The organism is Streptomyces sp. NPDC048191 (genome assembly GCF_040652655.1).
Classification (GTDB): Bacteria; Actinomycetota; Actinomycetes; order Streptomycetales; family Streptomycetaceae; genus Streptomyces.
The window spans coordinates 1-20,275 of sequence record NZ_JBEZMO010000016.1 but is presented as its reverse complement, the minus strand read 5'-3'; the positions used below and the strand labels follow the sequence as shown (position 1 = coordinate 20,275).

The window sequence follows — 20,275 nt, the reverse complement described above, 5'->3', positions numbered from 1 at the left end:
GCGTTCAACGGGGCGGGAAGTTCTTCGGGAATTTCTTTCCGGATGCTGTGACGCGTGCGCTCGCGGGCGGCGGCACGGTGACCGTATGGGCGTACGTTTCGCGCCAACCGCGCTCTTCAGTGCGTCAAACCATTGATCGCGCTATGTCCATCTTTCGGAGCAATACCGGCTCACTACGGCGTACGACCGGGTTCCGCACCCCATGATCTTCGCGTGCATGGACCCGAAGTGACCCGATGCGCGCCCGTCGCACGGGCGTTGGCGCTGGTGACGCTGACCTGGACCCTGGTGGGTTGTCCGGCCGGCACCGCCTCGGCCGACGCCTGTGCCTACGCCTCGACGGGCCCGGACGGCACGGTGGCGGTGGCCTACGCGGGCGGCGGCCAGTGGCCCGCCCTGCCGCCCTGCCCGCCGCCCACCCCGCCCCCGTGCCCGCCCACACCGACACCGACGCCGACTCCGACCCCACCTCCGGCCCCGCCTCCGGAACCACCCCCTGCGAAGCCGACGCCGAAGCCCCGTCCGACGCCGAAACCCACCCCGAGACCGAAGCCGCCGGCCCGGCCCACCCCGCCTCCCCCGGCACCGCCGCCCGCGCCGACGCCCACCCCCGACCCCACGCCGAAGCCGAGGAGGGCACCCGCTCCGCGGCCCTCGGTGACCCCGGTGAGCTATCCCGCCTACCACCCGCATCCCACCGCACACGCCGCCCCCGACCACACCACGCCGGTCACCTATGTCCTGCTCATCACCGTTCCGGCGATCGTCGCCGTCGCGGCCCTGCGCCCGCGCTGACACGCCGGCCAGCTCACTTTCTGGAGGTATCCGTTGCCGGATTGGCTTGTTCTCATCCTCGCGATGCTCGGGGCCGGTGCCGTGGTGGTGGTCATCACCGTCCTACGGCACAAGCGGGCACCCGAGAACGAGGACCCCAGCGAGACCCCGGACGTCATCGAGTACATGACGATGTGGATCGGTGTCGTGTACGCCATCGTCCTGGGTCTGGCCATCGCGGGCGTGTGGGAGGCACGCAACTCCGCCCAGGACCACGTGCAGTCCGAGGCGCAGGCCCTGCACGAGATCTCGGAGCGGGTGCGGGTCTATCCGGCGGACGTCCGTGACCGCATCCGGGGCGACGTCAACGCCTATGTCTCCTACGTCGTCGACCACGAGTGGAAGACGATGTCCCAGGACGAGCACGTCAGCGACCGCGGCGCCCAACTGCTGCAGAAGGTCCGCCAGGACGTCACCGACTACCGGCCGAAGAACGACTTCGAGGCGCAGGCCTACCAGCCGCTCCTGGACCAGATGACCGCCGCCGACCAGGCGCGCAACGCCCGCGCCGACTCCACCGGGCCCACCATGCCACCGGTGGTGTGGTGGGGGCTGCTCACCGGGGCGCTGATCACCATCGGCATGGTGTTCGCGCTGCAGATCCGCCGCACCCGGCGGGAACTGATCCTGGCCGGGCTGTTCTCCGCGACCATCGCGTTCATGCTGTTCCTCATCTGGGACTTCGACGCCCCCTTCAGCCGGGGCATCGCGGTGACCGCGGAACCGTTTGTGAACATGTTCCCGGGCCTCCACGCATAGTCGGCCGACCGCGCGAGCATCTCTCACCCGGCCCTCGCCCAGGTTCCCGCGAGGGTCCGGGGCGAGGGCCGCGTCCGACGTCCACGCTGCGAGGGGAACGATCCGGGCGACGGGGCGTCAGGGCCTCTTCTCGTTCCGGCGACGCAGCCAGAACGCACCGCCCCCGACGACCGCCAGGGTGACGAGTCCGGCGCCGATGGCCATGTCGGCCGGGGTGGCACCGGAGGATCTGCTGCCGCCGACACCGCCCCGGACACCGCCGAGCACGGTGAACGCGGCCGGGCGGATCAGTGTTCTGCCGTCGCAGTGGATCCTGACGTCGTACCGGCCGGGGCGGGCGTCGCGGTCGACGTGGATGCTGCCGCGCGACGAGTCCTCGCGGAACGAGTCGAGCCGCGTGGTGGGAAAGGCGCGGGAGGACATCGTGCCGCCGCGGCAACCGCCCACGGTGACGGCGAGCCGGCCCCCGGCCGGGAGCACCGTCGGGGTGGCGACGATGTTCCGCGGGCCACCGTCGCCACTGCCGTCGACGCCGTCGCCGCTCCCGCCGTCGTCACCGCGACCGACCGAGTCGTCGCCCTGGCCGGAGTCGTCGCCCCGGCCGGAGTCGTCGCCCCGGCCACCGCTCCAGTTGTCGTCACCGCGGGCGCTGTCCGAGTTGTCGTCAGCCCGGCCGCCGTTCCAGTTGTCGTCGCCCCGGCCCATGTCGTCGCCCCGGCCCGGGTCGCGGCTGTGGTTGCCGTCGTCGTTGAAGTGTCCGTGGGAGTTGACGTCGCCTCTGACGCCGTCGTGCGGGCCCACGCCCGCGACGTTGGTGAACGGGACGCCGCTGTTGCCCATGTCGTCCGCGACGGCCACGGGCGTGGCGAGCCCGAGCACGGCGACCGCTGTGCATGCGGCCGCCAGGGCGCGTTGATTGCGCATGTGATCCTCCGCGGAAGGCGCCCCGGGGCCCGTCCCCGGTGAATCGGCGAGAAAACGCCTCCCGGGACGACCCTCGGGCGCGCGGAACACGCCCGCATGTCGAGAATCGTCCGTCCTGGTGAGCCAACACGCCCAATAAAAAGCAGATAATCGGATATTGTTGCAGGTCACGGTCCGTCAGAAAAATCCTGTGAACGGCAACTCGGATGGCGCACCGGAAAGCCCTCCGGCCACCCGTTCGCCGCTCACCCCGTCGCCCGCCTCCCGCGCGGGACTTAGCGTTTTCCCATACGCGACGGACACGGCGACGGCCGCTTCGAGAGGGGATGACGAATGTCTGCGTCCGAGCTGTCCGAGCTTGCCGAAGAGGAGGAGCGGCGGAGGAGGCGTGCCCCGTGGGGCGTGATAGCGCTTGTTCTGCTGACCGGCCTGGCGCTCATTCGCAATGGTTCCGGGGAGTTCGACGTCGGTCCGCCGCAGCCCGCTTCGGTCGCGGCACCCGACACCCGTGCCGGCACGAACACCTTCGCCGCGGCTCCGGCGCCGCTGGCCTTCTCCGCCGTCGCCCGGGTCCGCATCCCGGTGATCCGGGTGAACGCGCCGGTCATGCCCGTCGGGCTGGACACGGACGGCTGGATCGCCGCGCCACCGCCGGAGAACCCCAACCTGGCGGGCTGGTTCACGGGTGCCGTCTCCCCCGGCGAGAAGGGCACCGCCGTCGTCGTCGGGCACGTCGACAACCAGCGCGGACCCGCCGTCTTCTACGGGCTCGGGTCCCTGAAGAAGGGAAACCGCATCGAGGTCCTGCGCAAGGACGGAAGGACCGCGGTGTTCGAGACCTATGGGGTCGAGGTCTTCTCGAAGAGCAGTTTTCCGGGCGACCGGGTGTACAGCTCGAAGGGAACACCGGAACTGCGGGTCATCACCTGTGGCGGCGGTTTCTCGAAGCAGAACGGCTACGACGGAAACGTCGTCGTCTTCGCCCGCCTGGTCGCTGTGAACTGAATCAGAGCGGCCGGGCGGGCGAAGAACCCGGATATTCCTGGGGATACGGTTACACGCGTCGGTCCGGAACGGTCATGTGATATCCGGAGTCGATGAGATGGGGCAGCCATTCACGGATCGCGTGGACCGTCTGCGAACGGTCGCCCCCGGCGTCGTGGGACAGCACCACGACCCCGGGGGCGGCGCCGCTCTCCACCCGGTCGACGATGGTCCTGGTGCCGGGCTCCATCCAGTCGGTGGTGTCGACCGTCCAGGCCAAGGGCTCCATGCCCATCTCGGCGCCCAGCTGGAACGCGGCGCGGTTCCATGCGCCGTACGGTGCCCGGAACCACTGCGGGCGTTCGCCGTAGGCCTCCTGGATGACGTCGCTGGTGCTCTTCATCTCGTGGCGGATCTGCCTCCGGTTGAGGGTGGTCAGCAGGGGATGCGTCCAGGTGTGGTTCCCGACGACATGGCCTTCCTCCGCCATCCGGGCCACCAGCTCCTTGTTCTCGACGACGCACTCGCCGCACAGGAAGAACATCGCCCGCACGCCGTACTTGGCGAGCGTGTCCAGGATGTGCGGGGTGTACTCCGGGTTGGGCCCGTCGTCGAAGGTCAGCATCATGTGCCGGCCGCGCCCGGAGATCCGGAGGATGGGCTCCGTGCGGACCTTCAGCTCGTGCGGCGCGGCGCGCGGCGGTCCCTCACCGGTGAGCGGCTGGAGCCGGAAGGCGGAGGATTTGAGCACCTGACGGGCCTGCGGGCCGGGGGCGGCGGCCGTCCCGGTGAACTCCTCGGTACCGCCCGCCAGGAGGGCGCCGGCGGTACCGGCGGCCCCCAGCGCGGCGGCCCCGGCGAGGAGCATCCGGCGGCGTGTGAGCAACTGATCCTTCTGCATGACTCATCAGTCGCCCCACCGGCCTCCGGCACACCACAACGACACCGGTGCGGCGGCGCAAATACACCCGAACGGCCCAGTGGGCGGCGGGCGGTGGCCGGCCGGACACGGTTCTGATAAGCAATCAGTCCGCAACCGGAGCCATGAAGGACACGGGGGTCGAGCCGAGTTGGCCGCACACGGGGGAACGAACACGAACGGCGTGCCGCGCAGCGGGCTCGCGGTGGTGCTGCTGGCAGTCGCCCAGTTCCTGGTCGTCTTCGACACGACGGCCTTCGCGGTGGCGCTGCCGTTGATCGCACGCGACTGGGGCCTGTCCGTCTCCGGGCTGACCTGGCTGCTGTCCGCGTACAGCGTGTGCTTCGCCGCGCTGCCGGTGTTCGCCGGGGCACTCGGCGCGGCGTTCGGGCAGCGGCGGGTACTGATGGGCGGGCTCGCGCTGTCGAGCATCGCCACGGCGGCACCGGCGCTGTCCTCGACCGCGTGGGTGCTGATGGGCTCTCGGGCGGTGCAGGGGATCGCGGCCGCGGCGATGACGGCCGGCGCGCTGGCACTGATCGACGCGACGCATCCGGCGGGCCCCGACCGGGACCGGGCGCTGAACGTGCACTTCGCGGTCGTCGCCTGTGCCACTCCGGCGGCGCTGCTGCCCTGCACGCTGCTGCTGGACGCCGCGGACACGGAGAAGACGATCTTCTGGGCGCAGGCCGGCGCCGGGGTCCTGCTCCTGCTGCTGGTTCCGCTCGCGCTGGCCGAGTCCGCGCCCGAGCCGGGTGCCGGGCGCCGGCTGGGCAACGCCGCGCTGGCGGTGGTTCCGCTGGGCTTCCTGGCCTGGTTCGCCGACTGGCTCGGGGACCGGAGCGTGTCCGCGACCACGGTGATCGTCATCGCCGTGGCCGGTGCGCTGGTGCCGTCCGTGCTGGGCTGGTTCGGCCGCGGTGAGGGCGTACCGGCGGCACTGGCCCGGTTGCACCGGGAGCGGGCCGCGTTCGGCGCCTACACGGTGGTGGCACTGCTGGCGGCGGGCCTGTCCGGTGCCGTGTTCGTCCTGACGTTCGCCCTGCAGCTGCTCGGCGGCCTGTCCCCGATGCGGGTCGGCTGGGCCCTGCTGCCCGCCGTCGCGGGGGTGGTGCTGGGCTGCCTGGTCCTGCCCCGCCTGGCGGCCCGCGTGGGGCTGGGCGTCACGGTGGCCGGGGCCTGCGCCGTGTCGGCCGTCGGGTTCGTACTGCTCGGCCTTCCGGGCGCGGACTACCGGTTCGCCGACGTGCTGCTGCCGCTGCTGCTGATCGCCTTCGGCTGTGGTGTGCTCGCGCTGCCCGTGGGCTTCGCGCGGTCCGCGAGCGGTGCGCTGCCCCGGGGGCTGAACTCCTCCCGGCAGCTGGGCGCGGGGCTCGGCGCGTCGCTGTTCGTGGGGATCGTCACGGTCGCCCAGCAGCGGATGGGGGCGATCCACCTCGACCGCGTGAACCAGTACCAGGCCTTCCTGGCGGGCGCGTTCCGCGACTGCTTCGCCCTCGGTACGGCGCTGTGTCTGACCGCCGGGACGATCGCGCTGCTGGCCCTGCCCCGGCGCGGGGACCGGACGGCTGCCGGTGACCCGGACCTCAGCGGCGGCGCACCAGCGGGAACGGCAGGGTCTCCCGGATCGTCAGGCCGGTGAGGAACATCACGAGCCGGTCGACGCCGATGCCGAGGCCGCCGGTCGGGGGCATCGCGTACTCCAGGGCCTGCAGGAAGTCCTCGTCCAGCTCCATGGCCTCCGGGTCGCCGCCCGCGGCCAGCAGCGACTGCTCGGTGAGCCGCCTGCGCTGTTCGACCGGGTCGGTCAACTCGGAGTAGGCGGTGCCCAGTTCGGTGCCGAAGGCGACGAGGTCCCAGCGCTCGGCGAGCCGTGGGTCGGTGCGGTGCTGCCGGGTCAGCGGGGAGACGTCGGTCGGGAAGTCCTTGTAGAACGTGGGCAGTTGGGTGCGTTCCTCGACCAGCCGCTCGTACATCTCCAGGACGACGTCGCCGGGCCCGTCGTCGGCGGTGTACGGCACCCCGGCCCGGTCGCACAGCCGGTGCAGCCGCAGCAGTTCGCTGCCGGGGCCGATCTCCTCCCCCAGCACCTCGGAGATCGCGCCGTGGACCGTCTTGACCGGCCAGCGCCCGGAGATGTCGTACTCCTGCCCGTTCTTGCGGGCCACCGGGGCGCCGAAGGCGGCGGTCGCCGCGCCCTGGATCAGCTCGCGGGTGAGATCGAGCATGACGTCGTAGTCGGCGTGGGCCTGGTAGGCCTCCAGCATCGTGAACTCGGGGTTGTGCTTGTGGGAGACGCCCTCGTTGCGGAAGGTGCGGCCGAGTTCGAAAACCTTCTCCAGACCGCCGACGCACAGCCGTTTGAGATACAGCTCGGGGGCGATGCGCAGATACAGGTCGAGGTCGTAGGCGTTGATGTGGGTGGTGAAGGGGCGGGCGTTGGCGCCGCCGTGGATCTGCTGGAGCATCGGCGTCTCGACCTCCACGTAGCCGCGGTCCAGCAGGCCCTGGCGCAGGGCCTGTACGGCGGCGGAGCGGGTCCGGATCACGGCGCGTGCGGCGGGGCTGGTGGCGAGGTCGAGGTAGCGACGGCGGACCTTGGCCTCGGGGTCGGTCAGACCACGGCGTTTGTCGGGCAGCGGGTGCAGGCATTTGCCGGTGAGCTGCCAGGAGGTCACGAAGACGGTGGGTTCGCCCTTGTCGCTGAGGCCGCTGTGGCCGGTGGCGGTGATGTGGTCGCCGATGTCGGTGGCGGCGGTGAAACGGTCGAGGGCGCTGCCCGCGGCGCCGCGGGTGAGGGCGATCTGGTGGTCGCCGGACCAGTCGCGCAGCACGGCGAAGACGATGCCGCCGAAGTCGCGGACCAGCATGAGCCGTCCGGCGACGGTGACGTCCTCGTCGGGGGGCACGTCGGCGAGGGCGTGGGTGGGGGCGGGGACGCCGACCGGGTAGGGGTCGGTGCCGGTGGCGCGCAGCCGGTCGAGCTTGCGGTGCCGGACGCGGACCTGGTCGGGCAGGCCCGCGTCCGGGGCGACGGGCGCGGCCTGGTCCCCTCCGTCGAGGCCGAGCGCCGTCAGGGGCGGCAGCCCGTGCGTGGTGGCGGGCCGCTGCCCCGTACCCGGGTGCCCCTTTCCCCAGAGTTTGCGCAACGACGGTACGGAGACGAAGCCTTCGGCGATGCCGGAGGCCAGGCCGATGCGGGCGAGGGAGGCGGTGTCGCAGTAGCAGATGAACCTCGGGTACCACTCCGGGTGGTACTTGGCGTTGGAACGGTACAGGGCCTCCAGTTGCCACCAGCGGGAGAAGAACAGCAGCAGGCGGCGCCACAGGCGCAGGACGGGGCCGGCACCGATGCGGGCGCCCTCCTCGAAGACGGACCGGAAGACGGCGAAGTTCAGCGAGATCCTGCGGACGCCCAGCTTGGGGGCGGCGGCGCACAGTTCGGCGGCCATGAACTCCATGACCCCGTTGGGCGCGGCGCGGTCGCGGCGCATCAGGTCGAGGGAGATCCCCTCGCGTCCCCAGGGCACGAAGGAGAGCAGGGCGAGGAGACGGCCGTCCTCGCCGAGGGCCTCCACGAGCAGGCAGTCGCCGTCGGCCGGGTCGCCGAGCCGGTCCAGGGCCATGGAGAAGCCGCGCTCGGTCTCGGTGTCGCGCCAGGCGTCGGCCTTGTCGACGATCTCCTCCATCTCCCGTTCGGTGAGGGTCGCGTGGCGGCGGATGCGGCAGGTGGCGCCGGTGCGGCGGACGCGGTGCACGGCCTGCCGGGTCACCCGCATCTCGCGGCCGTTCAGGTCGAACGAGGCCACGTGCACGATCGCCTCGTCGCCGAGCTGGAGGGCGCCGAGTCCGGCGCGGGCGTAGGCCCGGGCGCCGTCCTCGGAGGCGCCCATCACGGCGGGCGCCCAGGCGTAGCGGCGGGCCACGTCCAGCCAGGCGGCGATGGCGTGCGGCCAGGCCTCGGGATCACCGACCGGGTCGCCGCTGGCCAGGCAGACGCCGGCCTCGACGCGGTAGGTGACGGCTGCCTTGCCGCTGGGCGAGAAGACGACGGCCTTGTCGCGGCGGGTGGCGAAGTAGCCGAGGGAGTCCCGTTCGCCGTAGGCCGCGAGGAGCGCGCGGATGCGGGCCTCCTCGTCGTCGTGCAGGGCGGCTTCCAGGCGCTGCGAACGGAACAGTGTCGCGGCAGCGTTGAGCAGGGCGAGGGCGCCGAACAGGCCGAGCACGAAGGTCACCTTGCGGGGCGGGCGGCCGGAGAAGGAGCTGCCCGAGACCAGCCCGCCGCACACCCGGTCGGCGGCCCAGGCCAGGTGCTGGCTCGCCGGCAGCGTACCGGGGAACAGCAGCAGCAGACCCCAGCCCAGCAGGATCGCCACGACGAGCCCGCCCAGCAGCACGGCGAGCGCCCGCCACACGGCACCGCGCCGGGAGGCGGCGTAGAACTCCCCGCGGGCCACGACGAGCAGGATCAGCAGCAGGGTGCACAGCACGAGTGAGGGCAGGGACTCGGCGTACAGGCCCAGGCCCACGCCGAGCGCGTCGGTGAGGACGAGCAGGCCGAGATAGACGACGACCAGCCACCAGGCGACCTTCTTGCGGGCGGCGGTGGCGCCGGCCAGCAGGAACAGGAAGACGGCGTAGGCCAGGTTGGCGCTGACGGGCACCAGCAGCAGGTCGAGGGCGTGGGCGACCGGGCGGAGCAGCCGCCGCAGCGGTTCGATGAGCGCGAGCAGGGCGCAGAGCAGGCCGAGCGCGGCGAAGAGCGTCGCGAAGGCCTCGGGGACCCAGCCGAGGCGCGCGCCGGCGGTCGGTCGTATCGGAGCCGTGGGGTCCCTCCGTGCGGCGGGCTCCGCGCTGGCGGTCATGGTTCCGACTCTAGGAAGCGGGCGCGCGGCTCGCCCGTCGAGGCGGCTCGCCGGAGCACCGGCACCCGGGCCACGCGGCCCCGCATCGGCGCGGGAACCGGCGATTCCGGTAGCCTCGCGCCGTGACGGATCAGCACGAGCAGCACTCGCCCTCGCACCAGTTCGAGCGCGGCACGGACGGCCCGAAGGTCATCGTGGTCGGCGTGGACGGCTCCGACTCCTCGCTGCGCGCGGCAGCGTACGCGGGCGGGCTCGCCCGGCGGCAGCGCGCGCTGCTGGCCGTGGTGTACGTGCAGCCGGTGCTGGCGGCCGGCGCGGCGCTCGGGGCGCCGGTGGCGGAGACGACCGACGAGATCGCCGAGGACCTGGTCGCCTACATCCGGGAGGCGGCCGAGCGGGTCAAGGGGATATTCGAGGTGCGCTGGGAGTTCCACACCTTCCGCGGCGACCCCTACAGCGGGCTGGTGAAGGCGGCGGACGAGCTGAAGGCGGACGCGGTGGTCGTGGGCGCCTCGGAGCGGGCCGGCCACCGGCTCATCGGTTCGGTGGCGATCCGGCTGGTGAAGGCGGGGCGCTGGCCGGTGACGGTCGTGCCGTAGCCTCGCGCGACTCCCGCAGAAGCAGAAGCGGTGTCGCCAGGAGCAGGAGGCCGGCCAGGGCGATGGCGGTACGCGGGCCGGTGAGGCTCGCCAGTACGCCCCACAGGGCGGTCAGCGCGGCCGTGGTGGCCTTGCCGCTGATCGACCAGGCGGACAGGGTGCGCGCGACCCGGTCGTTCGGGGTGTACTCCAGGCGGCGGGTGGCGTACACCGGGCTGTAGACGCCCGAGCAGGTGATCACCCCGAACTCCAGGACCATCACCAGCAGCAGTCCGGGCAGCCCGGGCCGGACGAAGGCCAGCCCCACGGGCCACAGGGCGCGCAGGGTACCCGCTGCGCGCAGCACCCGCCGCCCGCCGTGGCGGGCGACCAGGGGGCGGGCCAGCCGGGAGCCGAGGAGGCCGCCGAGGCAGGGCACGGCGAAGGCGAGGCCGTACTGCCAGGGGGCGAAGCCGAGCGGGCCGAGCATGAGGACGGCCAGCGGCGGCATGGCGACCATGATCAGGGCGTTCGCCGCGAGGTTGTTGAAGAACAGCGGCCGCAGGACCGGGCTGGTGAGGATGTGCCGCCAGCCGTCGAGCAGGTCGGCCGCCCGCAGGCGTTCGGTGCCGGTGCGCTCGGGGCGCGGCTCGCCGCTGCCGACGGCCCGGATGCCCAGGGCCGACAGCAGGAAGCTGACCGCGTTCGCCACGACCGTCGTGACGGGACCGAACAGGCCGATCGCGGCGCCGCCGAGGGGCGGCCCGAGGACCAGGGCGGTCCAGTTCGTGGACTCGAGCCGGGCGTTCGCGCTGAGCAGCAGGTCGGCCGGTACGAGCGTCTTGAGGAAGGCGCCGGAGGCCGCGTTGAAGGTGATGTCGGCGGCGGCCACGGCGACGGACACGACGAGCAGCTGGCCGAGGCCGAGGCCGCCGAGCGCGTACGCGGCGGGGATGCTGAGCAGCGCGGCGCACCGGACGAGGTCCATGGTCAGCATCACCGGCCGCTTGCGCCGGAACTCCGTCCACGGCCCGAGGGGCACCGCCAGTACGGCGCCCGCCGCGGGCCCGGTCGCGGCGAGCAGCGCCACCTGGGCCGGCCCGGCGTGCAGCGCGAGGACCGCGATCACCGAGAACGCGTCGAAGGCGAGAAAGGTGCCGAGCGCGCTCACCGCGTACGCGGCCCACAGCCACCCGAACCGCCGGCCCAGCCTCATGCACAACCTCCCGTTGACCCCGGACATGAAAGCCAGCCGGCCGGGTTGGATCAAACAACCGGGAGGGCACCTGTCACAACCGATGGTTGTGACAGGTGCGAAAACGTACGCGCTCGCGCCCCGGGCCGGGCCGTGCGTGGCGTCTTCCCTGCGCGGCGCCCCTGAGCCATCATGATCCGCCGTCAGCCGTTGCCGTCGGCGAAGAGGTGAGGCGCATGGCCAGGCTCCGCGCGGGTGAGGGGATTCTCCGGCGCAAACCGATCGAACACATCGAGGAGACCGAGGTCGGCGAGGGCCCCCGGCTGGACCGCTCGCTCGGACTGTGGCAGCTCACCGCGATCGGGGTCGGCGGCATCATCGGCGCCGGCATCTTCACGCTGGCCGGTACGGTGGCCCACGGCACGGCCGGCCCGGCGGTGCTGGTGTCCTTCCTGATCGCCGGTGCGGCGAGCGCCTGTGCGGCGCTGTCGTACGCCGAGTTCGCCGGGCTCATCCCGAAGGCGGGGTCGGCGTACACCTACGGCTACGCGGTGCTCGGCGAGTTCGCGGGCTGGTTCATCGGCTGGGACCTGCTGCTGGAGTACACCGCGATCGTGGCGGTGGTGGCGATCGGCATCTCGGGCTACTTCAGCTTCCTGGTCGAGGAGATGGGCGCGAACCTGCCGCACTGGATGCTGGGCGCGCCCGGCACCGGCGACGGACACCGGATCGATCTGTTCGCGGCCGTGCTGTGCCTGCTGATCTCCTGGCTGCTCAACCTGGGGATCCGCAGCGCGGCCCGGTTCGAGACCCTGGTGGTGGCGCTGAAGGTGCTGGTGGTGCTGCTGGTGATCGGCGTGGGCGTGTTCCACATCGACTCGTCGAACTACCACCCGTTCTTCCCGTTCGGCATCAGCGGCGCCTTCACCGGCGCGGCGACCGTGTTCTTCGCGGTGTTCGGCTACGACGCCATGTCGACGGCCGCCGAGGAGTCCAAGGACGCCCAGCGGCACATGCCGAAGGCGATCATCTACTCGCTGGTGATCTCGATGGTGCTGTACGTGGCGGCCTGTCTGGTGCTGACGGGCATGCAGAACTACAAGCACATCGACCCGGAGAGCGGGTTCTCCAGCGCGTTCAAGTCGGTCGGGCTGAACGGGCTCGCGGACGTGATCGCGGTGGGCGCGATCATCGGCATCCTCACGGTGATGTTCACGTTCATGCTGGGCGTGACCCGGGTGTGGTTCTCCATGTCCCGGGACGGTCTGCTGCCCGCCTGGTTCGCCAAGACGCACCCGACGCGGCACGTGCCGACCAGGGTGACCTGGATCGTCGGGGTGGCCTCGGCCCTCATCGCCGGGTTCGTGCCGATCGGCTCGGCGGCGGAACTGACCAACATCGGCATCCTGCTGGCGTTCGTGGTGGTGTGCACGGCGGTGATCGTGCTGCGCTACCGGCACCCGGAGCTGCCGCGCACCTTCCGTACCCCCGGGATGCCGGTCGTGCCGGCGCTGGGTGTCCTCTTCTCGATCTGGCTGATCACGTTCCTGACGTGGGAGACCTGGGTACGCTTCGCGGTGTGGTTCGTGGTCGGGTGCGTGATCTACTTCGGCTACTCCTACAAACGCTCGGCGCTGGCCGAGGTACCGCCCGCCGCATGAGCACCGGGTGATCACTCCCCCATGACCAGTCCGTCCTCGGCGGCCCCGCGGCTGAGCACCACGTCCCGGATGCGGTCGCCCACCCCCTCCAGCCGGGCGCCGTCGTCGACGGCCCGGTTGAGGTTCACGACCCGGCCGGCGTCGAGGTCGTACAGCTGCGGGACGAACTCGGCCCTGGTGACCTGCCAGCGCGCGCCGGGTCTCGCGGGCGGGGCGAAGGTGAAGCGGCAGATCGTGGACTCGTTGCCGCGGCCGTCCCGGGCGCCCCGCCCGTTGTACATCTCGCCGGCGATCTGGTCCCCCAGGCCGTAGACCACCCAGGTGCCGTTGACCTTCTCGTACGCCTGCGGGACGTGGGCGTGGGTGCCGAGGACCAGGTCGATGTCCGGGCGGCCGCCGGTGGTCGCGGCGGTGAGCCGCTCGGCGAGGGCGAGCTGCTGCCGGTCCGGCGCGTCCTGCCATTCGGTGCCCCAGTGCACGGACACCACGACCACGTCGGCACCGGCCCGCCGGGCGGCGCGCGCGTCGGCGATCACCCGCCGCTCGTCGACGACGTCGACCGCCCAGGGCTCGCCGGAGGGCAGCGGGATGCCGTTGGTGCCGAAGGTGTACGCCAGGTGCGCGACCTCGGCGGTGGCGGCCTTCTGGATCGTGACCGAGCGGGCCTCGGCCTCGCTGCGGGCCGTGCCGGCGTGCCTCAGGCCGGCCTTCTCCATGGCGCCGAGGGTGCGGCCGATGCCGTCCGCGCCGCCGTCCATCGCGTGGTTGGAGGCGGTGGCGCAGCCGTCGTAGCCGGTCGCGACCAGGGCCTGGGCGAGCTGCGGCGGGGACTTGAAGGCGGGGTAGCCGGAGTAGTCGCCGCCGGCCGCCGAGGACGGAGTCCAGGTGGCACAGCGCCAGATCGGCGCGGGCGATGACCGGTTCCACGCCGGAGAGCATGGGCCGGAAGTCGTAGCCGCTGTCGCCGGAGTCGTAGGCCGCCCGGGCGATGACGGAGCTGTGCGGCAGGACGTCGCCGGAGGCGACCAGGGTGAAGCCGTGGGCGGCGGGCCCGGACGGGGCCGGGTGCCCGGACTGCTGCCGCTCGTGGTTCTGGCAGGCGGCCGCGGCCGCGAGGGCAGCCGTGAGGGCCAGGGCCACCTGTTGCCTGCGTCCGATCATCAGCTCACCCCTGGAATGCCGTGTGTACGACAAAGCCGTGACGGGCATATGGGTACGAATCTGTCCAGCCGGATGAACAGCCCGGGCGCTGTCGTTAGCCCATCCGGTGCCGCGGCGGACCGTTCGTCCGACCGTTCGCCGACGCGATCGACCGTCCGCCGCAGAGCCCTGCGCGCGCCCTGTCCCGCGACCGCCCCCTGCGCTGCCATACGGCCATGACGGGCGTAACCACACTCAGTCACGGGACGGCGGCACCGGCCCACGGGCCGACGACCGCCGAGCACGAACTGGCCGCGCTCCAGCGCGAGCACGGCCGCCCCCTCTTCGCCCTGCTGCTCAGGCTCTGCGAAGGCGACCGGCAGCGCGCCGAGGACCTCGTCCAGGAGACCCTGGTGCGCGCCTGGCAGCATCCCGAGGCGGTGCACGCCGAGGGCTTCGACTCCGTACGGCCCTGGCTGCTGACGGTCGCCCGGAGGCTCGCGATCGACGCGCGCCGGGCCCGGCAGGCACGGCCACCGGAGACCGGCTGCGAGGTCCCCGAGAACGCGCGGGTGTCCGCCGACCACGCGGAACGGGCCGCCGCGATGCTCGATGTCCGCGAGGCTGTGAAGACACTCACGCCGGAACACCGTGACGTGCTGGTACTCGTGTACTTCCTCGGGGCCAGTGTGGCGGAAGCGGCGCAGACCCTGGGCGTACCACCCGGTACCGTGAAGTCCCGCGCGTACTACGCGCTGCGCGCGCTGCGCCGGGTCCTTCCGGGTTATGCGGCCGACCTGCACTGAAACCGGAGGCCGGGTCAAACCTCGGTAAAGCGCCTTGCTGTGACCCCCGTTGGGGCAATGGGCTGTCCTCATGCACGTTCCGGGCGGGGGGCCGGGCCCGGGTTCGGGCGACGCGCACGTACCGGAGGAAGGGCAGGAAGGGATGCTGCACAGAGGGCAAGAGAGCACGGACGGCTCCGACGGCGGTGAACTGGCCGTCCCCATGGCCTGGTTGTACGCCGAGTACATCGCCGACGAGCTGCTGCGCACCGGTGATCTGATGCCGCCGACGTCCTTCGAGTTCCGGGCGGGCCGGGACGCGCTGGCGCTGACCGTCTTCCTGTCCGACACCGACGGCGAGCTGTCCGGTGTCCGGGTGATCTCCCAGCTGGAGAACTGGCTGTCCCTGACCGCCTACGACCAGCCGTGGCGGGACTGGGTGCGCGAGCGCATGGCCGAGCTGACCGAGCGGGCCGACGACTCCGGCACCCCGTCGCCCGACCTGGCCCTCGCGGTGGACGCCTGGCGCTGGCTGGAGGAGACCGAGCTGCTCGCCCCCGACCTGGACGCGGTGCCGGGCGGCGGCGCCCTGGCCGGCGAGGACGACGGGCCCAAGGTGTGGACCCCGGCCTGGCGGCTCGGGCTGCCCCTCGGGCACCTCGCGATCCACCTGTTCTGACCGGTTCCGAAGTTTTCCCGAATCAGACCAATCCGCGGGCCGCGCGGCTCCGAATCTCTCGTCCGGGATTCTGTGGGTGGCTTGAGTGATTCGGCTGTCGGCTGCGTACGGATGGGTGCACGGAGTAACCCCACCCGCACCCATCGGCACGAGGATTCGGCATGAGGTCCCTGGAAAGGCATCGCGACGTCGGCGCGTACGCGCTCGGCGTGCTGGACGAGGCGGAGACGTTCCGCTTCGAGGACCACCTCATGGAGTGCTCTCAGTGCGCGGCACAGGTGACCGAGTTCGGGCCGGCCACACGGCAGTTGATGCTGTACCGCCGGTCCACGCCGCGTTTTGTGCACCCCATGGCCCAGCCCGGTCCCCGGCTGCTGGACAGGCTGCTCGGCGAGATCGCGCACCGGCACCGGGCGCACCGCCGGCGCTTCCTGTACGGCCTGGCCGCCTCCGTGGTGCTGGCCGTGGCCGGTCCGGGGATCGTGGCCTACGCCGGCCATGAGGAGCCGGCCGTGCACGTCACCGCGGCGACCGACCCGAAGACCGGGGTGTGGGCCGAGGTCACGGCCGACGACGGGGACACGGGCAGCCGGCTGCGGCTGCGGGTGAAGGACGGCACCGGCCCGCACGCCTGCGAGCTCGTCGTCGTGGGCCGCGACGGCTCCGAGGAGACGGCCGGCACCTGGATGGAACCCGGCCACGAGACCAGCACCTTCACCGCCGTCGGGTCCTCCACGATGCACCCCGGCGACATCGCCCGCTACGACGTGCGCACCACGGACGGTCAGCGCCTGGTCTCCGTCGACGCGCCGTAGTCACCCGAGGTGGCCGGGGCTCACTTCAGCAGCCGGGACAGCCTGCGGTCCGCCAGGGGCTTGCCGCCCGTCTGGCAGGTGGGGCAGTACTGGAGCGAGGAGTCGCTGAAGGAGACCTCGCGGATCGTGTCGCCGCACACCGGGCAGGGCTCGCCGGTGCGGCCGTGGACGCGCAGGCCGCTCTTCTTCTCGGCCTTCAGCCGGCCGGCGGCCACGCCCCGGGAGCGGTCGACCGCCTCGGTGAGCGTGGTGCGCAGCGCCGCGTACAGCCGGTGGGTCTCCTCCGGGGTGAGCGAGGCCGCGAGCTTGAACGGGGACATCCTCGCGGCGTGCAGGATCTCGTCGCTGTAGGCGTTGCCGACACCCGCGATCAGGGACTGGTCGCGCAGGGCGCCCTTCAGCTGCCGTCTCTCGTCCCTCAACAGGGCGGCGAGGCGGTCCTCGTCGAAGTCGGCGGCCAGGGGGTCCGGGCCGAGACGGGCGATGCCCTCGATCTGCTGCGGATCGCGGACGACGTACACCGCGAGGCGTTTCTGGGTGCCGGCCTCGGTGAGGTCGAAACCCTCGCCGCTCTCCAGGGCCACGCGCAGGGCGAGCGGTCCCCTGCCCGGCTTGGGCGGGCCGTCCGGCAGCCGGTCCTTCCACTGCAGCCAGCCCGCGCGGGCCAGGTGGGTCACCAGGTGCAGCCCGCTGTCCGCGCCGAGGTCCAGGAACTTGCCGTACCGGCGGACGGTGGTCACCTCGCCGCCCTCGAAGGCGGTGACCGGAGGGTCGTACGTCTTCAGGACGCTGACGGCGACCGGCAGCACCCGGGCCACCCGGCGGCCGACCAGGTGCTCGGTGAGGAAATCCTTCAGCGCTTCCACCTCGGGCAGTTCCGGCATACGTCCAGAGTGCCATCCGGTACCGACATCGCCGGACGAGCCGTGTCAGGCGTCCGGGCGGAACTCGCACCACACCGCCTTGCCGCCGCCCCTCGCCTCCACGCCCCACGCGTCGGCGAGCCGTTCCACCAGCAGCAGACCCCGGCCGGAGACGCCGTCCTCCCCCGCATCGAGGCGGCGCGGCAGTGCGCTGGAGGAGTCCTCGACCTCGATCCGCAGCCGGTGGGCGCCGTGGTCGAGGGCCCGAAGGGTCACGATCGCGGAGCCCTCGGTGTGCAGCAGCGCGTTGGTGATCAGTTCGTCGGCGACCAGCTCGATCTCGTCGGCGCGGTCGCGGTAGCCCCAGGAGCGGACCGCGGCGCGGATCAGGTGCCGTGCCTGGATCAGGGCCTCCGCGTCGCCGGAGGCCACGTGCTGCTGGAGCCGGCCACCCGCGGGCGGGGCCTCCGGGACGCGCCGGCGCAGCAGGAGCAGCGCCACGTCGTCGTCGCCGCCCCGGTCCTCGGCCATGCGGATGAGCCGGTCGGCGAGGGCCAGCACGTCCTCGGGGCCGTCCGCGACGAGCGCCGACAGGCGCCGCATGCCGTCGTCGAGGTCGGCGCCGGGCTGTTCGACGAGTCCGTCGGTGCACAGCAGCAGGGTGTGACCGGGCTCGAGTTGGAGGGTGGAGACGGGGTAGTCGAGGCGGCCGAACTCCGCGGACAGCCCGAGCGGCAGCCCGCCCTCCACCGGGACCCGGGAGCAGGTGCCGTCGCTGTGCCGGACGAGCGGGTCGATGTGCCCGGCGCGGACCGCCTGCAGGACTCCGGTGGACAGGTCGGCCTCGGCGTACAGGCAGGTCGCGAAGCGGTCGGTGTCGAGTTCGTGCAGGAAGACGGAGGCGCGGGCCATCACGGTGGCCGGGGTGTGCCCTTCAGCGGCGTAGGCGCGCAGCACGATCCGCAGCTGGCCCATGACCGCCGCCGCGTGCGTGTCATGGCCCTGGACGTCGCCGATGACCGCGCCGACCCGTCCGCCCGGCAGCGGGATCAGGTCGTACCAGTCGCCGCCGATGTCCCGGCCGAGGGCGCCCCCGGCGGTGGCGGCGCGGTAGCGGACGGCTATGTCGGCGCCGCGGACGCTGGGGATCGTGCGGGGCAGCATGGCCTGCTGCAGGCTCTGGGCGAGGTCCTTCTCCCGCTCGTAGAGCATGGCCCGCTGCAGGCTCTGCGCGACCGTGCTGCCGAGCGCGACCAGGACGGCGCGCTCCTCGGTGGAGAAGCCGCGCCGGTCGCTGTAGAGCAGCCCCATCGCGCCGATCGGGCGGGCCTGGGCGATCAGCGGCAGATAGGCGGCCGACGTGACCCGCAGGTCGGTGAGGTGCGGCCAGAGGATGGGGTAGCCCTCGGCGAACTCCTCGGGGGACTCGATGAACCGCGGCACCAGCGTGCGGACGACCTCGCTCATCGGGTACTGCTCGTCGATCCGGGTGACCTGGGTGCCGGGGACGGAGGCGTCGACGGGCCCCTCGGCGACGAGCCGGATGCGCCCGGCCTCCACCAGGCCCATCACCATGCTGGCCGCGCCGAGGTGGCGGAAGCCGTCGGTGTCGTTGAGGGCGCTGATGACGTCCCGGACGCTGCGGGCGTGGGCGAGGGCGGCGGAGACGGCCTGGACGACGTTCGTCTGCTGACGGAACGCCTCGTCCTGGGCCGCCCGCAGGCTGCGCACCTCGCTCTCGGCGAGTTCCTCGGTGGCGTCGCGGACGATGCCGATCACCCGGCGCGGGCGACCGGTGCCGTCCCGGCGGATGTAGCCCTGGGTGTGGGTCCAGCGCGGGGTGCCGTCACGGCAGCGGATGCGGAAGTAGGCGCCGTAGTTCTCACTGCCGTCCTTGATGGCCCGAGCCACCGCCGCGTCCAGCCGGGCCGCCTCGGGCTGCGGCACCCGGACGCCCAGCGACCCGGGGTGTCCGTCGAATTCCTCGGGGCGCAGGTCGAACACCCTGTACGCCTGGGCGTCCATGTGGATCAGGCCCGCGTCCAGGTCCCAGTCGAAGGTGCCCATGCGGTTGAGCGCCAGGATCGGGTCCGGGTGGGCGGGCCAATCCTGCGGGAGGGACACGGCGCTCGCTCCCCGATCTGCCATGCGCCCACCTTGCCAGGATTCATCCGATTCTTCGAGCTGCCGGCGGTGCGTTCCCCGGCCCGCGGCCGGTGTGTGTGCGGGGGGCTCAGCCGTCGGGGACGTCCGCGGGGGCGTGGAGGGTGGCGAACGGGCCGAGCACGTCGGACGGGTCCGGGATGCCGTCGGGCAGCTCCGGGACGAGACCGAGGGACGCCGGGGTCTGCGGGTCGGTCGCCTCGGGGGTCGAGGTGTCCGCTCCGGCGGGCCGCTCCGGTGCCGTCGGGGTGGAGCCCGTGGGCGGACTGCCGGTGGTGCCCGGCCCGGGGGGCCGCTCCGGTGCCGTCGGGGTGGAGCCCGTGGGCGGACTGCCGGTGGTGCCCGGCCCCGGGGGCCGGTCCGACGCCGTCGGCGGGGGGCCCGTGGGCGGGCTGCCGGTCGTCCCGGGAGAGGATTGCGGCCCGCTGGGCTGCGGGCTGGGCAGGATGAGGTACGGCGGTGAGGCGCCCGGGGAATCGGGGTCCGCCGGACCGGGGACGACGTCGGGCGTCGCGGTGGCCCGGGAGGGCGCCGGCACGATCCGGTCGTCGCGCACGTCGTGACCGATCCGGCGCTGGATCCAGGTGTGCGTCTCGGCGTTGACGATCGTGAGGCTGGTGACGGCCCGGGGCGCCGGGGTCACCGCGACCACCTGGCCCGGCCGATAGCCCGCCCAGGCACTGCCACGGGCGCCGATGCCGGCGCGGGTCGGCCCGGGCACCGCCAGCGGGTTGCCGCAGGCGCAGCGCATCCGGGGCGCGCCCCGGTTGTCGACGAGCACCGCGGTGCCGGCCTGGAGCACGGCCTGGTAGCCGACCGCCCGGCCACCGCGGTAGCCGTGGGTGGTGACCCGGGTGTCGGCGCGCAGCACGACAGGGGTCAGTCCGTGCAGATAGCCGGCCAGGTAGCTCGCGGGGACCCCGACCACCCGGGCGAAGGCCACGCTCCGGGCGCGGTCCGCCATCAGGTACCCGATCTGCCGCTCGACGTCACAGCCGGCCACGCGGGCGGTGCCGCCGTAGAGGCCGGGGGTGGTGCCGGACAGGACGCGCATCGCGCGCAGGGGCACGGCGACCAGCGCCGCGGAGAGCGCCGGCCGGGAGGACCCGGC

General features: G+C 72.7%; 16 protein-coding genes and 1 pseudogene. 9 read left to right on the top strand and 8 right to left on the bottom strand.

What is annotated here, in order from left to right:
• The first annotated feature begins 666 nt into the window (after positions 1-666).
• Positions 667-795 carry a hypothetical protein gene (locus AB0D93_RS24750; protein ID WP_362122884.1) on the top strand — a complete coding sequence of 43 codons (129 nt, stop codon included), beginning with the start codon at positions 667-669 and terminating at the stop codon, positions 793-795.
• Positions 796-828: 33 nt separating this feature from the next.
• Positions 829-1,593 (top strand): DUF4239 domain-containing protein, encoded by a 765-nt coding sequence (locus AB0D93_RS24745; RefSeq protein WP_362122881.1) that lies wholly within the window; start codon positions 829-831, stop codon positions 1,591-1,593.
• A gap of 117 nt (positions 1,594-1,710) precedes the next feature.
• Here the strand turns inward: AB0D93_RS24745 and AB0D93_RS24740 are convergent, their stop codons facing one another.
• Entirely contained in the window at positions 1,711-2,517 is an 807-nt protein-coding gene (locus tag AB0D93_RS24740; protein WP_362122879.1) for a hypothetical protein, read from the bottom strand.
• A gap of 333 nt (positions 2,518-2,850) precedes the next feature.
• On the opposite strand from AB0D93_RS24740, the gene AB0D93_RS24735 reads away from it, so the two are divergent.
• Positions 2,851-3,522 (top strand): class F sortase, encoded by a 672-nt coding sequence (locus AB0D93_RS24735; protein WP_362122876.1) that lies wholly within the window; start codon positions 2,851-2,853, stop codon positions 3,520-3,522.
• A 49-nt stretch (positions 3,523-3,571) separates the two neighbouring features.
• Here the strand turns inward: AB0D93_RS24735 and AB0D93_RS24730 are convergent, their stop codons facing one another.
• Positions 3,572-4,402, bottom strand: a complete 831-nt coding sequence (locus tag AB0D93_RS24730; protein WP_362122873.1) for a polysaccharide deacetylase family protein — start codon at positions 4,400-4,402, stop codon at positions 3,572-3,574.
• Between the two features lie 202 nt (positions 4,403-4,604).
• Between AB0D93_RS24730 and AB0D93_RS24725 the strand changes: the two genes are divergently transcribed.
• Positions 4,605-6,062: an MFS transporter gene (locus tag AB0D93_RS24725; RefSeq protein WP_362122870.1), complete on the top strand. Its 1,458-nt coding sequence runs from the start codon at positions 4,605-4,607 to the stop codon at positions 6,060-6,062.
• Here AB0D93_RS24725 and lysX read toward each other — a convergent pair.
• Complete coding sequence (gene lysX, locus AB0D93_RS24720) at positions 6,007-9,285, bottom strand: bifunctional lysylphosphatidylglycerol synthetase/lysine--tRNA ligase LysX (protein ID WP_362122867.1); 3,279 nt, start codon at positions 9,283-9,285, stop codon at positions 6,007-6,009. The genes AB0D93_RS24725 and lysX overlap by 56 nt on opposite strands.
• A gap of 122 nt (positions 9,286-9,407) precedes the next feature.
• Between lysX and AB0D93_RS24715 the strand changes: the two genes are divergently transcribed.
• Positions 9,408-9,884 carry a universal stress protein gene (locus AB0D93_RS24715; RefSeq protein WP_362122864.1) on the top strand — a complete coding sequence of 159 codons (477 nt, stop codon included), beginning with the start codon at positions 9,408-9,410 and terminating at the stop codon, positions 9,882-9,884.
• On the opposite strand, the gene AB0D93_RS24710 is transcribed toward AB0D93_RS24715, so the two are convergent.
• Positions 9,820-11,079, bottom strand: a complete 1,260-nt coding sequence (locus tag AB0D93_RS24710) for an MFS transporter (RefSeq protein ID WP_362122861.1) — start codon at positions 11,077-11,079, stop codon at positions 9,820-9,822. The two genes, AB0D93_RS24715 and AB0D93_RS24710, sit on opposite strands and share 65 nt — an antisense overlap.
• Positions 11,080-11,294: 215 nt before the next feature.
• On the opposite strand from AB0D93_RS24710, the gene AB0D93_RS24705 reads away from it, so the two are divergent.
• A complete protein-coding gene (locus AB0D93_RS24705) occupies positions 11,295-12,719 on the top strand; it encodes an amino acid permease (protein WP_362122858.1) in 1,425 nt (474 codons plus the stop codon).
• 11 nt (positions 12,720-12,730) lie between these two features.
• On the opposite strand, the pseudogene AB0D93_RS24700 reads toward AB0D93_RS24705, so the two are convergent.
• Positions 12,731-13,880 (bottom strand): annotated as a pseudogene (locus tag AB0D93_RS24700) (CapA family protein).
• Positions 13,881-14,095: 215 nt separating this feature from the next.
• On the opposite strand from AB0D93_RS24700, the gene AB0D93_RS24695 reads away from it, so the two are divergent.
• From AB0D93_RS24695 to AB0D93_RS24685, 3 genes are all read left to right on the top strand, one after another.
• Positions 14,096-14,665: a sigma-70 family RNA polymerase sigma factor gene (locus AB0D93_RS24695; RefSeq protein ID WP_362122855.1), complete on the top strand. Its 570-nt coding sequence runs from the start codon at positions 14,096-14,098 to the stop codon at positions 14,663-14,665.
• 142 nt (positions 14,666-14,807) lie between these two features.
• Positions 14,808-15,323: a hypothetical protein gene (locus AB0D93_RS24690; protein ID WP_362122852.1), complete on the top strand. Its 516-nt coding sequence runs from the start codon at positions 14,808-14,810 to the stop codon at positions 15,321-15,323.
• A gap of 161 nt (positions 15,324-15,484) precedes the next feature.
• On the top strand, positions 15,485-16,138 hold the full coding sequence (locus AB0D93_RS24685; RefSeq protein WP_362122849.1) for a zf-HC2 domain-containing protein: 654 nt from the start codon (positions 15,485-15,487) through the stop codon (positions 16,136-16,138).
• Between the two features lie 20 nt (positions 16,139-16,158).
• Here AB0D93_RS24685 and AB0D93_RS24680 read toward each other — a convergent pair whose 3' ends face one another.
• The 3 genes from AB0D93_RS24680 to AB0D93_RS24670 all read right to left on the bottom strand — a co-directional run.
• A complete protein-coding gene (locus AB0D93_RS24680; protein WP_362122846.1) occupies positions 16,159-17,022 on the bottom strand; it encodes a DNA-formamidopyrimidine glycosylase family protein in 864 nt (287 codons plus the stop codon).
• Between the two features lie 45 nt (positions 17,023-17,067).
• Positions 17,068-19,149 (bottom strand): SpoIIE family protein phosphatase, encoded by a 2,082-nt coding sequence (locus AB0D93_RS24675; RefSeq protein ID WP_362122843.1) that lies wholly within the window; start codon positions 19,147-19,149, stop codon positions 17,068-17,070.
• An 85-nt stretch (positions 19,150-19,234) separates the two neighbouring features.
• A partial coding sequence (locus tag AB0D93_RS24670) for a DUF6777 domain-containing protein (protein ID WP_362122840.1) occupies positions 19,235-20,275 on the bottom strand: 1,041 nt, incomplete at its 5' end.